This is a genomic window from Microcoleus sp. PH2017_05_CCC_O_A (genome assembly GCF_020738785.1).
In the GTDB taxonomy this organism is placed as follows: domain Bacteria; phylum Cyanobacteriota; class Cyanobacteriia; order Cyanobacteriales; family Microcoleaceae; genus Microcoleus.
In genome coordinates, this window is the sequence record NZ_JAEQCB010000119.1 from 1 (window position 1) to 15,886 (window position 15,886).

The following is a 15,886-nucleotide window of genomic DNA, read 5'->3' on the forward strand; positions in this document are numbered from 1 at the left end:
ACCATCTCCTCCGGGGTTATGAAACTCTTTGACAGCAGGAAGACGGCTTTAGGAACAGTTAAGCTAGCTCACCAAACAGTTTCTTAGCATATGTTGGCAAAATCAGGACTTACGCACAACCTAATTGGGAGCATCTCTGTTTTATTTTGTAGTGCTGTCCCCGCTCGCTTGCTGTTAAAACCAAGCGAGCTCTTAAGCTCGCACTACAACAAAAAAATGCTTTTTGCAAAAATGAGATGCTCCCACCTAATTTTGGTAAGGTGCGCTCTAACCGTACACCTTACCGCTATAATTCCACCGTAAAAACACTTTTTGCGTAAGTCCTGATTCACAAAAAGAGGACTAAAGTCCTCACTACAAACCAGCTTTATGACAAAAAATTAACCGGATATTAGCAGTAATCGCGACTGAGTTATTATTATTCTTTTCTTTCAATTATAATCGTCATGTGAGCGACTAATGCACCGATCGCTCCTACTGCTGCAATCACTGGAAACAAAGTCGCGCTGATGACTCCGCCGACTACTCCCACCGTCAGAGGAACTTCTACTAAAATCCGTCCCTCTTCATTTTTGATAATCAGGCGGCGGATACTCCCTTCGTGAATCAGCTCTTTAACTTTAGCAACCAAATCGTCGCCGTTAATCTTCAACTCCTCGACGCTAACTTTGTCCTGAGTATAAGTAGGGGTTTCTAAAGGAGTCGCGTCAAATTGAACTTCAGTAACTTTTTCGGCAGAAACTTTTCCCGATACAGGTATTGATTCGAGTTCTCTTGCCCCGACAGGTTCTTGTACGCGATCTGTAGGTGTGTCCATTTTTTGTTCTCCTTTTCGGTAAAAGTATTTTTGTATAGAATTATTTAGAATAATAACACGCAACTTTTTGTCCATCAATCATACTTTTGGGTGATATTAAGGCATTTACGTAATAAACTCAGAAACCGGGTTTCTACGAAGATTTCTGGTAACTCAACGAAAAAAATCGTAGAAACCCGGTTTCTCGCCCCCCACCATGACTTCAGAAACCGGGTTTCTACGAAGATTTCTGGTAACTCAACGAAAAAAATCGTAGAAACCCGGTTTCTCGCCTCACCTCTTGCCCCCCCTCTCTCCCTCCCTCTCTGCTTGTGCCAATACGCTAACTGTCTACCTCTGAGCCTCCTACCGCCACACCCGTGAAAAGCCTCAAATGTAGACAGCCACAGGATTAGAGCTACTTTCACACCTTGTATATTCAGACTCAGCGGATGTAGAGGTTGAAATACTGACATTGTACTGAAAGTGCGATCGCCCCGCCGTGTATAGATTTAACACATCTAGTTCGGCAAACCGCACATGGAAATCCTCGCTTACTTTCCTCAACAGTCATTTTTATCCAAGTCACTGCGATCGCCCCACAAAACCCGGCCTCCCGAGGTTCCTCCCATGAACATCCTAGAGTTTCTAATGAGAATTGCTTAAAATAAAGGGGAAGCAGTAGTAATTATGATCGAAATATTATCGAAACCAAACCAATTATCTCAAATTGAAGTTGAGCTTGGCGCAAAGTCGGCTAAAATAGAATTTCTTCCTTCTGCTTCCCCTTTATTTCCCGTGTCCGATTTGGCAGCGACAGAATTTGCATATCAAGTTGGTGGCAGTTTGCAGGCGAATGCTCTTACCTACGTCACCAGAGCAGCAGATAGCGAACTTTACGAATCGTTAAAAGCAGGTAATTTTTGCTACGTGCTCACCTCCCGACAAATGGGAAAATCGAGTCTGCGGGTGCAAACAGCGCGCCGCTTACAAGCAGAAAATATTGCCTGCTCAATTGTTGACATCACAGGAATTGGCACGGCTCAAATAACTCCCGTCCAGTGGTACGCGGGTTTTACAGCCACTCTCGCCAATAGCTTTAAAATTAAAATGAATGTCAAGACTTGGTGGCGCGATCGAGAAGACTTGCCACCAGCCGTCAGATTAAATGAATTTATCGAACAAGTATTGCTTCCTGCGATCGATCGCAATATCGTAATTTTTATCGACGAAATTGACAGCATTCTCTCCCTGAACTTCTCCAGCGACGACTTTTTTGCCTGGGTGCGCGGCTGCTACAACAAACGCGCCGAAAATCCCGAATACAACCGCCTGACCTTTGCCTTATTTGGAGTAGCGACTCCTCAAGATTTGATCTCTGACAAAACCCGAACTCCGTTTAATATCGGCCGCGCCATTGAACTCAAAGGATTCGATCTTGCCGAAGCCACACCTTTAGTCAGAGGATGGCCAGAAAAAATCGATAATTCCCACGAAATTCTCAAAGAAATCTTAGCTTGGACTGGAGGACAGCCATTCCTTACTCAAAAACTTTGTCAATTAACTGCCCAGAAGTTAGCAGCAGAAACCAGCCGCGATTGCCATAGCCCAGCCAACTGTCAATTATTTATTGCCGAATTAGTGCAGTCTAGCACCGTAGAAAACTGGGAATTTCAAGACGAACCCGAACATCTCAAGACAATTCGCGATCGCCTCCTGAGAAATCAAGAGCGCATCGGCCGTTTGCTAGGACTTTACCAACAAATCTTAGCAGATATGACTCTGCCAAACGGCGCAAAAAATACCGCAAAAGAGTCGATTGCTCAATATAATTTAGCTAAATACAGTTCCCCAAAAATGGAACTTTTACTGTCAGGTTTAATCGTCCAAGATGGAGGAAAACTGAGAGTTTACAACCAAATTTATGCGTCTGTTTTTAATCGGGAATGGATACACCAAGAATTAGCAAAGCTCCTGCCTTACTCCGAGTCTATCTGCGCTTGGGAAGCCTCCAACCACACAGACGCTTCCCGCTTGCTGCAAGGCAGAGCTCTCGCAGAAGCCTTAATCTGGGCGGCTGACAAAAGTTTGAGCGATCGCGATTATCAATTCCTCTCGGCTAGCCAAGAACAAGAAAATCTGGAAGTTCAAAGAGCTTTGGAACTAGAAAAAGCAGCTTCGCAAATATTAACCGAAGCAAATTTAGTTTTGACTAAAGCTCAGCAAAAAGCCAAGCGAACAGTCCAATTTAGTTTGTTTGCACTCGCTGTAATTTCTGCTATCTCTGGTAGCGTGCTCGTGCAGGTGCAGCGAGTAGCCCAGAAAGCTGAAAATCAAAAAAAACAAGCAATAATTACCCACATAGAAGCACTCAATTCTACCGCCGATATTTCCCTAAGCTACGATCAGCTAGGAGCTTTAATCGCAGCAGTCAGTGCTGGCAAAAAAATGCGAGAGATAGAAGTTTCCCCAACGCTGAAAGCACAGACACTAAATATACTGCACCGAACGGTAAATGCAGTTAGAGAACGCAATCGTTTGCTTAAGGGACACACGGCTAATTTCAGCCCGGATGGCAAGTTGATTGTGAGTGCGACTGACGAATTGTTGGTGAATTTCTTTCAGCCTAACGGTAAGTTAATTTTGAGTTTGCCTGGACACACCGAGTCAATTACTGAGGTAGTTTTTAGTCCTGACAGTCAGTTAGTTGCTTCTACAAGTTTTGACAAAACTGTCAGAATTTGGCGCCGCGACGGAACTTTGCAGCAAGTTTTGAAAGGACATCAAGATTTAGTTTGGAGTGCAAGTTTTAGCCATGATTCTCAACTAATTGCTACTGCAAGTTCGGATAAAACTATTAAAATTTGGAATGCAGGCGGTGTTTTGCTGCATACTTTAAAAGGACATACTAGACCTGTTACATCAGTCAGGTTCAGTCCCGACGGTAATATGTTGGCTTCCACCAGTCAAGATCGAACTGTCAAACTTTGGAAACGCAGCGGGAAAACACTGTTTCGACTTGAGAAAACTCTTTTGGGACACGGAGATGAAGTGTGGGGCTGCAATTTCTCGCCAGACGGTGAGAGGATTGCTTCAGCGAGTCACGATTGGAAGGTGAAAGTTTGGAATACTGACGGCAAGTTGCTCAAAACTCTCGATTCTACAGCAGCTTTGGGTAATGTCAGTTGGAGTAAAGACAGCAAGTTGCTGGCAGGGGGCAGCACTGACGGCAATGTGAGACTTTGGCGCCGCGACGGGACTTTGCTGCAAACTTTTAGGGCACATCAAGCGGATGTGTGGAGTGTGAGTTTTAGTGCCGATCGCAAAACTTTAGCATCTGCCGGGAAAGATGGGTCGGTGAAGCTTTGGAGTCTCGATCCTGCTAAAGTAGAAGGTGCCGAACTTGACACATTGCTCGCCGTCGGCTGTCGCTGGCTAGGAGACTACCTGCAATACAATCCGGGTGTTGAGAGCGATCGGCATTTGTGCGAAAAAACTGACAATTGACATTTTGTGCCAATTAGCAGAAACAGGTTGCGGTTGAATTGTCAGGGCGGGCGATCGGCTCCAGATTTGTCGCTACTCTTTTCTGGATTGTCATATAATTTTAGGTAAGGGGTAATAGCAAATGTCCTCGCCCAGATCGCGGATGTCTATCAATCTGAACCAAATTCATGTTATGAAACATTCAAGCTAGTGATAAGTGCTAGATTCTGGTTAGTAGAATTTGGGATAGATTAAACTTACTAAGTAGTCAGGTTGCAAAGGTATCTACTGTTAAATTAATCTAACCTGCTATATCGTTTCGGGTGACAACAGCACGATTAAAGAAAAAAATCATGCTAAATTAACTCGATTGGAGCGAGCCGAGTAGAGTTGATTGCCAAGCTATCAAAAGAGTAGAAAAAGCAGTGCAAATAGTACGCAATACTCCAGCAGCCAACAGCAACTGCCAATTACCAAAGGAGGGAGCAGTGTATGAAACTGATGGGGTAAGTCCCCTGAAATCGCCGCTCGGTTTGCGATCGACTCTAGAGGAATTAACCCTGTACAACTTTCTCCTGGAGTCAGAGTGTCTGGGTGGTGAAGTTACTAAAATTTTTCAATCTAATCCTTTACTTCCCGGCATCATCATTACTGAGAAAGGAAAGTTTGCAGGGATGATTTCGCGCCGACGTTTTTTTGAACACATGAGTCGCCCCTACAGCTTGGAGTTATTTTCTCAACAGCCTTTGTTCATCCTGTACCGCTTTACTAAAACTGATATCTTGGTTCTCGATCGCAAAACCTCTATTATGAAGGCAGTACGGCAGTCTCTAGAGCGATCGCCCGAACTAATCCACGAACCCATTGTAGTGCAGGTAGAGCCGGACAATTACCAACTTTTAGACGTTCACCAACTACTGCTTTCTCAGTTGCAGATTCACGAGTTAGCAACCGTGGCGATGCGGGAATCCCAAGCACAATTGAGACATCAAGCCCAACAGCTCGAACTTGCCCTCCTGGAACTTCAGCGCACTCAAACTCAACTAATTCAAACAGAGAAAATGTCTTCTTTGGGGCAGTTAGTAGCAGGAGTTGCTCACGAAATCAACAATCCCATCGGCTTTATCTACAGCAATTTGCACCACGCTAAAGAGTATACCGAAGGTTTAATGCGGATGCTTTCTCTGTACCGGCAGCACTGTCCCGAATCTATCCCAGAAATTGAAGCGGAATCAGAAAACATCGAACTCGATTATTTGCTGGAAGACTTACCCAAAGTGTTTGATTCGATGCAGCAAGGTGCAGAAAGGGTGCGCGATATCGTTTTGTCGCTGCGGAATTTTTGCAGGTTAGACGAAGCCCAAATGAAGCAGGTCAACATTCACGACGGTATCAACAACACAATTATGCTTTTGCAAAGCCAGCTTAAAGGGAAACCAGGACTGGAGGCGATCGCAATTCACAAAGAATATAGCAAATTGCCGCTGGTGCAGTGCTATCCCGGACAGCTAAATCAGGTATTTATGAATATTTTGGTTAATGCCATTTACGCTCTTGTTGAGTGGAACAAACACGAAAATGTCGATGGGAAAACCCAGAAAAATTCGCAAGCAGGCGATCAAAATAATTCCCGTACAAACACTCAATCTTCAATTTCTAATTCTAGCCATCTGATGCCTGCGATTCTGATTCGCACGGAGTTAGTCGAGGGCAAAAAGGTAATAATTAAGATTTCTGACAACGGCCCGGGGATGACAGAAGATGTTCGGAAGCGGTTGTTTGACCCTTTCTTTACCACAAAGCCTGTGGGCAAAGGAACGGGCTTGGGATTGTCAATTAGCTATGAAATTGTTGTCAATCAGCACGGTGGCGAATTGAAGTGCTTTTCCGAACCGGAAAAAGGAACTGAATTTGCGATCGAGATTCCACTTCAACAGTTTTCCCCACCACATATGTTACCTCGGTTTGCCTGATGACTGCTGTTCGCGATCGGGGACAGCACTAGCTCGAAAGCGAGCGGGGACAGCACTCATGACAACTGTCAACTGTCAACTGTCAACTGTCAACTGACTACGGACTACCTTTGCAAACCCACTTCCACAAAACATGACCCGGCCCCTGTTGGCGAATGCGGCGCACTTGTTGTTCCAAACCCTGTTTTTCCCGCAGGGGCAATCCTCGCACAATGTTGCGACTGTGCCAAGTTAGCACTGCTAAAGTCATCGCCAAACATATACCCAAACCGAGAGTGGGCCAGCGGTGAAAATATAAACCGTAGCGCACCGCCGCCCAAGTAAAGTTTTCTAACCACAAATCGATTTCGTGACGCAAACTCCAAATGCTCAAAGAACCGACGCTAATCCACAGCAATATCACAGTTAACCAGCGGCCGTAAACTGTTAGTTTGTGAAGCCTTTGGACTTCAATTTGAAAATTTGGGTCATTAGTCATGGCAGAAGGAAGAAGGAAGAAGGAAGAAGGAAGAAGGAAGACCGAAGTTGCAATCGACCGCATGGGGAAATTGCAACGCGAGAACGTCCTAACCGTCTTGGCGCGGTTACAATAACACCAGTCAACAGCTCGATCGCTAATGACTGATGACCAACAATCGTTAAACTTCTTCTGATGGGTTAATTCCTTCTGCGGGGACGGCGATGGATTTGCCTGTACGACTGCGCCACCAAGCTAGCAGCGTGCTAGCAATGAAAATACTGGAATATGCACCAGCAATAAAGCCGACAATCAAGGCTAAAGCAAAGTATTTGAGGGTTTCGCCGCCAAACAAAAAGATGGAAAACAAGGTCAGCAGCGTCGTCATGGTCGTGTTAATTGACCTTCCCAGGGTCTGCATGACGGCATCATCGACAATTTGATTGATCGACTGTCCGGGATTTAGCTTGATTACTTCCCGCACGCGATCGTAAATTACCACTGTATCGTTAACAGAAAAACCGATAATTGTCAAGAGCGCAACCACAAATAAACTGTCAACTTCCACTCCTATAGCCAAACCCAACATTGAGAAAATGCCCAGGGTAATTAAGACATCGTGAAACAAAGCAACAAAAGCAAAAAAGGCATAATCTAACTGAAATCGAAACGTCAGATAAAGAGTAATGCCAGCAAAAGAAAGGAACAAAGCTAGCAAACCGGAAGTAAATAACTGTTTGCCGAGAGTAGGGCCAACCGTATCAATTTGAATAGATTGAGGAGCAAAAGCGCCTATTTTCTCGCTCAAAGCTGTTTGCAACTTAGTCCGCTGTTCGACATCCAAAGTTTTAGTCCGCAGGGACAAACCGCGCTGTTCTTTGCCGATAACTTGAATGCTGCTGCCGGCCAAACCTTGGGTGTCGAGGACTTGGCGGACAGCAGCAATATCGATGGGTTTACAATTTTCCGGTTTCGTGCAGTCGAGTTCAAATTGCAGCCGAGTGCCGCCGATAAAGTCCAAACTGGGGCGCAGCGGTGCGCGGATGTCGGGACGAGTCCAAGAAATCGCCATCGACACTATACCTGCAAGGATTATAGCGGCGGAAAGACTCCACCAGATCGATCGCTGTTTGATAACACTGAATTGCATAATTTCGCGGGAATTGGGAATTGGGAATTGGGAATCGGTAATCGGTAATCGGTAATCGGTAATTGCGAGTTGGAAATTGGTAATTGCGAATTGCGAATTAATTTACAACTGATTTTTAGCAATTTTTACTTAGCCAATCTTATCGATTACCAATTACCCATTACCCATTACCTAGTAGCTATTAGCTATTAACTGTTTTCGACAAACCGGGACAAAACCACTCGGGTTTGCGTAATTTGGGAAAGCCCAAGACTACCAACATTAGAGTGCGACTGCAAGTAAGAGCAGTAAACATACTCACTGCGACGCCCAAGGCCAGCGTTACAGCAAACCCTTTGACTAAACCGGCCCCCAACCAGAACAAAGCAGCACAAGCAATCAGTGTAGTTACGTTGCCGTCTAAAATGCTGGAAAAAGCGCGGTAAAAACCTGATTCTACCGATCGATAAAGCGTCTTCCCCGCCCGCAACTCTTCCCGCGTGCGCTCAAAAATCAACACGTTAGCATCCACGGCCATCCCGATGCTGAGCACAAAACCAGCAATTCCTGGCAACGTTAATGTCACCCCCAACAGCACGAAAGCGGCCCAAGTTAACAAAGCATAAATTAACAGAGCAATATTGGCAATTACGCCGGGGAGTCGATAGTAGCCAACCATGAAAATCAAGACTAAAGTCAAGCCACCGATGCCTGCATTAATACTGCTTTGAATGCTGTCTCGTCCCAAGCTGGCACCTACTGTGCGGTTTTCAATAATTACGACAGGCACGGGCAAAGCACCGCCGCGCAATTGCACCGCCAAGTCATTAGCCTTCTGTGCTGTAAAGTTGCCCGAAATTTCGACATTACCGCCTGTGATACCTGTTTGTTTGTACTGATCGCTAACAGTCGCAGCACTAATGAGTTCGTTATCTACAAAAATGCCTAGGGTGAGGTTTGTACCAGCAATGCTTTTGGTCAATTCGGCAAACTTTTGGGCCCCCTCAGTATCGAACCGTAGCGCTACAGCATAGGTGTTGCCTAAGGAATTGGATGTGGCGAAAGCATCTTTGAGGTTTTTGCCGGTGATCTCGGTACGTTCGTAAAGGTTGGCGGTAAGCTGTTTAATGTCCTGATTCTTTTTGTCGATCGCAGCTTGGTTATCTGCGATCGCCTTAGCATCTCCTTTTGCCTGCAACTCCTGCTGCTTTCCCAGCATTCCAGCAAGTTCCTCTTTCCTAACCTTCAAAAAAGCTCCTTCTTGCGGTGTCTCGCGCCGAAAATCTAGCTGTGCCGTACCGCCGAGTACCCGTTCCGCTTGTTGCGGATCGCTTACTCCAGGCAACTGAACCAGAATTTGATCGCTGCCTACGGTTTGTACAACTGATTCGGAGACTCCCAAACCATTAACTCGGTTTTCGATAATTCGCCTCACTGCTTCTAGATCCCGCTCTTCAATTTTCGGGATATCTTTGGTAGTTTTCACCTGAATTGTGAGTTGCGATCCTCCTTGCAAGTCTAATCCCAGCCGCGTCGGAATTGTTGCTATCACAGTAATAGCGGCTACGATCAAAACAAAAATTAGGGCTAATAATGAACGTTGTTTTTGCATACTTATAGTAGTTGACAGTTGACAGTTGACAGTTGGTGAGACTGTGGATTCCTGCACGGTTGAGGTAGTTGGCAGTTTACCAGGGACAGTAATTAGTTGGCAGTGGTAATTGGTAATTCGCAATTGGTAATTGGTAAGGGCAGCTATCAACTGTCAACTATCAACTGTCAACTATCAACTGTCAACTGACTATTTATACTCGCAAACCTACCATTTTTTGGACAGCTTCGACAATTTGGTTTGGCTGGACAATTGTCAATCTTTCCAAATTACCGTTGTAAGGTGTGGGAATATCTTGTGAAGACAGCCGCAAAACTGGTGCGTCAAGTTCGTCAAAATATCGATCGCAAATTGAGGCAATTAATTCAGCGCCGATGCCTCCGGTTTTCATGCACTCCTCTACAATAATTACTTTGTGAGTTTTGCGAATAGATTCGCCGATGGTGTCCATGTCGAGGGGTTTGAGAGAAATTAGGTCGATTACTTCTGGATCGAAACCTTCTTTCATGAGTGCCGGCAAGGCTTGCAGGACGTGGTGGCGCATCCGCGAATATGTCAAGATGGTGACATCTTTGCCCGATCGCACAATTTCCGCTTTATCTAACGGCACTAAATATTCTGTTTCTGGCAAATTTTCCTTAAGGTTGTAAAGCAAAACGTGCTCGAAAAACAGCACCGGGTTATCGTCGCGGATTGCTGATTTTAAGAGTCCTTTGGCGTTGTAGGGAGTCGAACAGGCGACAATTTTCAAACCCGGTACTGCTTGGAAATAGGCTTCTAACCGCTGGGAGTGTTCGGCGCCGAGTTGTCGGCCCACGCCGCCTGGCCCGCGAATTACCATCGGCATTTTGAAGTTGCCGCCGGAGGTGTAGCGCAGCATTCCGGCGTTGTTGGAGATTTGGTTGAAGGCGAGGAGCAAAAAGCCCATGTTCATGCCTTCGATGATCGGCCGCAATCCCGTCATTGCTGCGCCTACTGCCATGCCTGTAAAGCTATTTTCGGCGATCGGGGTATCGAGGACTCGGAGCTCGCCATATTTTTCGTAGAGGTCTTTGGTGACTTTATAGGAACCACCGTATTGACCTACGTCTTCGCCGAGTACGAATACAGAGGAGTCGCGGGCCATTTCTTCGTCTAGCGCCTCGCGGAGGGCGTTGAACAATAGGGTTTCTGCCATAGGAGGTGAAGCAATGATTGCAGGAGGTCAGATTAGAATCTTAACCTTTTGGGGGTGTCGGTGAGGATGCGATCGTACATTTGACAGTTAAGACTGGAGATTTTGCCAAGACATATCATAACATTTGTATTATGTCAATCAATATTTAAGTTAACTAGACAGGCGGGAATTCCCCCGCTCACAGCAGAGGAATATTATGTTCCAGACAAAAACTGAACTAACTCTGGAAGAGTTTCTCAGTCTCCCCGAAGGAGAAGGAGATATAACCTACGAACTTATTGACAATCAAGCAGTACCGAAGATGTCACCGAAAAAATTTCATTCTCGCCTCACCAGAAGCCTGATAAAAATTCTCGAACAGTGGGGTGAAGAACGGGGAGAAATTGGTGTAGAATGGGCAGTTAAATTAACCAGAATGGGGCGAGATTGGGTTCCAGTCCCAGATTTTTTATATGTTTCTTACCGAGAAATTGGGTCTAAAGCCCCGTCCTTCTAGGACGGCTTTTTCTTAACTTTTCTTAATTTTTCTTGGGATTCTCCTGAATCCGCGATAAAATGCCAACATGAAAACCCTGAAGTTTAAGCTGTATCAACATAAGCGGAATAGATTTCTCAAGCGGTCAATTAACGCCGCCGGAGTGATCTATAACCACTGTATTGCCCTACATAAAAGGTACTACAGAATGTGGGGAAAACACTTAAACTGCTCTAAACTTCAAGCTCATATAGCTAAACTACGGAAGCGTAAACCTTTCTGGCAACGACTAGGCTCTCAGGCCGTTCAGGATATCTGTCAACGCATCGAGAAAGCCTATCAACTATTCTTTAAGCACAATAAAAAGGGAGTAAGACCGCCGGGATTCAAGAAAGTTAGAAGATACAAATCTTTTACTCTAAAGCAAGCCGGATACAAATTTCTCTTAGGCAACAGAGTTAGGATTGGAAATCAGGTTTATCAGTATTGGAATTCCAGGGAAATAGAAGGAACCGTTAAAACCTTAACTATCAAGCGATCGCCTCTAGGTGAACTCTTTATGATGGTGGTTGTGGACCCAGAAATAAGAGAACCCAAAATCAAATCCGAGACGAGTAGAATTGCTGGATTTGATTTTGGCTTAAAAACCTTCCTGACTATTTCCGATGGAACCCAAATTGAATCCCCTCAATTCCTCAAGCAATCCCTAAACAAGCTCAAGCAAGCCAGTCGCCAACATTCAAGAAAAGTTAAAGGGTCAAATCATCGAGAGAAAGCTAGAAAGAACTTAGTTCGTCAGTATGAAGATGTTTCAAATCGTCGTACTGACTGGTTCTGGAAACTAGCCCATCACCTCACAGATAGATTTGACATTTTGTGTTTTGAGACCTTGAACTTGAAAGGAATGCAACGTCTTTGGGGCAGGAAAATATCAGACTTAGCCTTTGGAGAGTTTCTCCAGATTTTAGAATGGGTGGCTCAGAAAAAAGGAAAAGCGATCGTTTTTATAGATAGATGGTATCCATCTAGCAAAACCTGTTCTGCCTGTGGTCATGTTTTAGAAAGTCTAGATTTATCGGTAAGAGAATGGCGTTGTCCATCTTGTCAATCTGTGAATGGACGAGATGAAAATGCTGCTAAAAATATTTGTGCGGTTGGGGCATCGACCGCTAAGTTAGGCTATGTTAGACAGGTTTTGCCTGCAATTGCTGTTTGACCTTAGAATCAAGAGTGCGTTTACGCCGGGGAGTATGTCAAGAACGCTTATCTCCAGACTGGAATCAAGATGAAGCCTGTCCTGTCGTCCCGGAATTAGTCATAGAAATTATTTCACCAGAACAAACTTTCGGTCAGTTAGCTGCGAAAGCGAGAAATTATTTGGATGCTAAGGTATTGCGGGTTTGGGTAGTTGATAGCAAGGCTAGAAGTATTACAGTTTTTTACCCCGATGCAGCACCGCAGACTTATATGGGAGATACTCTATTAAAAGATCCACTTTTTGATGGACTAGAATTTACTGCGGAACAGGTATTTAAGATGGCAAAAATACCATAATTTTTTTTGAATCAGGATTAGTGTGTGCTAGTTCACAAGCTATTCCATTGTTCTAGAGTAATTTGCCTATCTATAATCTCCTCAACCTCTCGAATCATCATCCGTAACTGAGGAACAGAATACTCGTCATTAGAAGGAATAGTTAAGCGATACTCATGATAAATCATAAACTGGTGCTTGCTTCCAGAAAAAGGGCCAGCTAAGCCTAGCTCTTGTAATTTATGGATAAATTCTCGACGCTTACAAGGTGTCCAACGGCTCAAGGCTAGGCTCCTGATTTAAATCAATATTGTCAATTACGGGCAAACGGTGTCGCAATTTTAACCCTAGCAAAATCCAGTCTTCCAAAGTGGATCGCAACTCATTTTGACACTCTTTTAAAGTTGAGCCAAAGGCGATGACTCCCTTGCAAACAGGAATTTTGCCGACAAAGCTACGATCTTCAAGTTTGTCATACATAGCCTCAGTCATTGCTCGATCGACGTATTCACTCAGAATGAATTTTACAGTCATTGAGTTTTAGTTTCCTTTTGCTTGTCGAATATTTAGCGCTCGGGTATTTAGCTCTCCTTCACAGTTACATCTATTATATTTGTTTTTGTCAAGCTACTACATTTATATCTCAGCAAAATGCTTCTGCAACAAATCGTGAATAAATCGATAACGTCGATCGCCCGTTTTTTGCAGCAACAGTCGATCGCCCGCAGCATCCAGAAAACGCTGGTAATCCCAAGGAATATGACCGCTAGACCACAGCACGAGGCGCAATATCAAACTATCAATCGCCGGAATTGGCGGCAACACAGCACTAATTACCGCAGCCACAGCACCCGCAATCAATCCCCAAATCGAGCCGGAGACTAGGGTGGCGATTACTCCCAAAAATACCCAAATCAGCCCGCCCAACAGCTTAACTCCAAACTGATACTTGCGCTGTTCCTCGCCTGTTTGCAGCCAACTCGACGAGATGCGATCGAGGTAAAATTCTTGAATTCCTTGCTGTTCCATCTTTCTCGCCAACCATCCCAGCCAGCGGCGAATTTGTTCTGGCCGCAGTTCCTTATTTCTGGGATACTGCTTGACTTCCCCAGTCATTTGGTGGCGGATGTAGGCAGTTAACAGATATTTGCGCTGTTCTTCTGTGGAAGTGATCCGCTTCCAAGATTCAATTAAAATATCATCGTAAGCCAAAGCCATCATGCTCAATAATAAGGGAGCTTTTGCTAATTTTAACAACTCCGGCTCCTTCTCTATGCTGTACCAAAGTTCGCGGCTTCTGGCTTCTAGGAGATAATTTTGAATTTGAGTTTCGCTCAGAGGTTTCAGCAAAACTGCTGCTTGCAGTTTAAATCTACTCTGGCAGTTTTTGTAAGCTTCAAAACTGCTGCACGCGACTAAATGTTTGGGTTGAAATTCGCTTTCAAGAAACTGATTGATTGCTTGAATGCAGCTATCTTGGCGGTGGATTTCTACTTCGTCCAAACCGTCGAGGAGAGGTAGCAATTTTTGTTCGGCCAGCCATTTTTTGCCGACAGCCGCAGGGATACTATATTTGTACTGAAGCTGAACAATTAACCAATCTGCGATCGCCCCAGATTCTGCTTTCCACGATCCGAGCTCAAACAGCACCGGTATTGGCAAATTAGGATCTTGTTCGGCGCGCGAAACTAACACCAGAGCCAATTCTAGCAGCGTCGTGGTTTTGCCTGCACCCGTCGCTCCCAAAATGACTAATTTGCCGCTGGTGCGATCGAACACTTGAGAAATGCTAGCTTTGGCTGGAAGCCGAAAACTTGGACGATTTCCCGCTTTCACTTCCACATCCCAACAGCGGCTAACACCGACAGGCTGCGAATCTTGGCTGAGGTTAGCCAGCACAGCAGTATGCAAGGATTGCGATCGGCCCGCTTCGGCTTCCTGCTTCACCTCCGAAAGCAGTCGATCGCGAGGTGGTTGTAATTGGAAAGGAATAAATCTTGACATGACAACTAATAAACTAGACTTCTTGCAAAAATAGTTAGGACGCTGCTCAAAGCCATCCCACAAAAATCTTTTTTCTTGTGGGATGGGCTTCTAGCCCGTCCCAAAATTTGATTAAAAGGACTTTTGCAAGAGGTCTACTGCACCTCGCGCTGGATGCTTACGTTGCTAGATTTGAGCACAATTGGCTCAGAGCAACAGTAGCATCACCACAGGTGTCAAGTATAGACGGACTCAAATTATTGTGACAATCATGAATGTTAAATTTTAGGAACTCATCCGGAAACATGAGCCCTGATTAAGTATTTTCACTATAAATCCAATGGTGGTCGCCCCGAATTTCCCGGAAAAATCTTGATAAATCCGCCTAATTACGTATTTTCCCTATAACTTGACTGGCGATCGCGTCAATTCCGCAACAAAAAATATCAGTATAAATACAGAGGAGGTTTTTATGCCATTTACTTCTACTCAAATCATCAGCCACAGCCGTGGGAGTAGCTGCTGCAACTATACAGTCGGGTGCGATTCAACAATCCAATGCACCCCTTGCAGAATCCCCAGCAGCAGTCAGAAACGAGATTTCACTCCTTCCGGCGAACAACCCCGAGTCTGAACCAGCAGAATCTCTACAAGCAGAAATCCAAGCCGCAGCATCTCCCGCATCTGAATCTCAACCAGCCAAAAGCGCCGCACTTCAACCACCGCTAATCGCTGGAGTCTCGCAGCAAAAAGTTGCCCCAGTAGTTGTCACACCGCCCAATTCCGGCTGTAAAATCAGTATGGCTGTAGTTAGCGATCCGAATCCACCGCTGAATGTGCGATCGCACCCGCAAGTAACCGAACCGCCCGGTTGGATTGCCAAAAATCGCACCGAAAGCAGTTGTTCTAATGTCAACCAGCAGATTAATTTTTTGACTGGGGGAGATGAAGCGATAGTCAAAGGTCGAATTATCGGCGGTGGAACTCATTCTTACAAGATTCGGGCTGCTAAAAATCAAACAATGACGGTTAAGAATCGGAAAGATGTTTTCCCACAAATTATCACTCCTAGTGGCAAACTTTTAGTAGAAGATCCGAATACACAAGGCAAGAAAACTGAGTGGACGGGCAAAATCCCTGTTACTGGAAATTACACATTTCAACTAGACTCAAATTTCCGTGGCTATGAATACGAATTTTATGTGCGAGTCCGATAAATTCCCAAGAATACCGGGCGGTTGAAACCGCGTCTATACAGACAAAAC

Annotated in this window: 13 protein-coding genes; 6 read left to right on the forward strand and 7 right to left on the reverse strand. The window is 44.9% G+C overall.

The genetic code is table 11. From position 1 onward, the window contains the following. Positions 1–418: 418 nt before the first annotated feature. The gene (locus JGK20_RS24095) at positions 419–817 is read right to left on the reverse strand and encodes a DUF4342 domain-containing protein (RefSeq protein WP_293179560.1); all 399 of its coding nucleotides are present in this window, start codon (positions 815–817) and stop codon (positions 419–421) included. Between the two features lie 669 nt (positions 818–1,486). On the opposite strand from JGK20_RS24095, the gene JGK20_RS24100 reads away from it, so the two are divergent. Both JGK20_RS24100 and JGK20_RS24105 read left to right on the forward strand, forming a co-directional pair. Continuing rightward, positions 1,487–4,303 (forward strand): AAA-like domain-containing protein, encoded by a 2,817-nt coding sequence (locus tag JGK20_RS24100; RefSeq protein WP_293179563.1) that lies wholly within the window; start codon positions 1,487–1,489, stop codon positions 4,301–4,303. A 404-nt stretch (positions 4,304–4,707) separates the two neighbouring features. After that, positions 4,708–6,255: an ATP-binding protein gene (locus tag JGK20_RS24105; protein WP_293212621.1), complete on the forward strand. Its 1,548-nt coding sequence runs from the start codon at positions 4,708–4,710 to the stop codon at positions 6,253–6,255. Between the two features lie 97 nt (positions 6,256–6,352). On the opposite strand, the gene JGK20_RS24110 is transcribed toward JGK20_RS24105, so the two are convergent. The 4 genes from JGK20_RS24110 to JGK20_RS24125 form a co-directional block, all read right to left on the reverse strand. After that, on the reverse strand, positions 6,353–6,733 hold the full coding sequence (locus tag JGK20_RS24110; RefSeq protein ID WP_293179569.1) for a hypothetical protein: 381 nt from the start codon (positions 6,731–6,733) through the stop codon (positions 6,353–6,355). A gap of 160 nt (positions 6,734–6,893) precedes the next feature. After that, on the reverse strand, positions 6,894–7,862 hold the full coding sequence (gene secF / locus JGK20_RS24115; protein WP_293232409.1) for a protein translocase subunit SecF: 969 nt from the start codon (positions 7,860–7,862) through the stop codon (positions 6,894–6,896). 181 nt (positions 7,863–8,043) lie between these two features. Further along, a complete protein-coding gene (secD, locus tag JGK20_RS24120) occupies positions 8,044–9,453 on the reverse strand; it encodes a protein translocase subunit SecD (RefSeq protein ID WP_293179803.1) in 1,410 nt (469 codons plus the stop codon). A gap of 193 nt (positions 9,454–9,646) precedes the next feature. Next, the gene (locus JGK20_RS24125; protein ID WP_293179575.1) at positions 9,647–10,630 is read right to left on the reverse strand and encodes an alpha-ketoacid dehydrogenase subunit beta; all 984 of its coding nucleotides are present in this window, start codon (positions 10,628–10,630) and stop codon (positions 9,647–9,649) included. A 196-nt stretch (positions 10,631–10,826) separates the two neighbouring features. Between JGK20_RS24125 and JGK20_RS24130 the strand changes: the two genes are divergently transcribed. From JGK20_RS24130 to JGK20_RS24140, 3 genes are all read left to right on the forward strand, one after another. Further along, positions 10,827–11,126: a Uma2 family endonuclease gene (locus JGK20_RS24130; protein ID WP_293179578.1), complete on the forward strand. Its 300-nt coding sequence runs from the start codon at positions 10,827–10,829 to the stop codon at positions 11,124–11,126. A 67-nt stretch (positions 11,127–11,193) separates the two neighbouring features. Continuing rightward, positions 11,194–12,321, forward strand: coding sequence for a transposase (locus JGK20_RS24135; RefSeq protein WP_293179581.1), 1,128 nt, complete (start codon positions 11,194–11,196; stop codon positions 12,319–12,321). Further along, on the forward strand, positions 12,318–12,659 hold the full coding sequence (locus JGK20_RS24140) for a Uma2 family endonuclease (RefSeq protein WP_325315049.1): 342 nt from the start codon (positions 12,318–12,320) through the stop codon (positions 12,657–12,659). Before JGK20_RS24135 ends, JGK20_RS24140 begins: the two co-directional genes overlap by 4 nt. Before the next feature lie 240 nt (positions 12,660–12,899). Here JGK20_RS24140 and JGK20_RS24145 read toward each other — a convergent pair whose 3' ends face one another. Beyond that, positions 12,900–13,172 carry a type II toxin-antitoxin system HicB family antitoxin gene (locus JGK20_RS24145; protein WP_293179584.1) on the reverse strand — a complete coding sequence of 91 codons (273 nt, stop codon included), beginning with the start codon at positions 13,170–13,172 and terminating at the stop codon, positions 12,900–12,902. A 102-nt stretch (positions 13,173–13,274) separates the two neighbouring features. Continuing rightward, on the reverse strand, positions 13,275–14,705 hold the full coding sequence (locus JGK20_RS24150; RefSeq protein ID WP_293232411.1) for an NACHT domain-containing protein: 1,431 nt from the start codon (positions 14,703–14,705) through the stop codon (positions 13,275–13,277). Positions 14,706–15,130: 425 nt separating this feature from the next. Between JGK20_RS24150 and JGK20_RS24155 the strand changes: the two genes are divergently transcribed. Next, positions 15,131–15,838 carry an SH3 domain-containing protein gene (locus tag JGK20_RS24155; protein WP_293232413.1) on the forward strand — a complete coding sequence of 236 codons (708 nt, stop codon included), beginning with the start codon at positions 15,131–15,133 and terminating at the stop codon, positions 15,836–15,838. Positions 15,839–15,886: the final 48 nt, after the last annotated feature.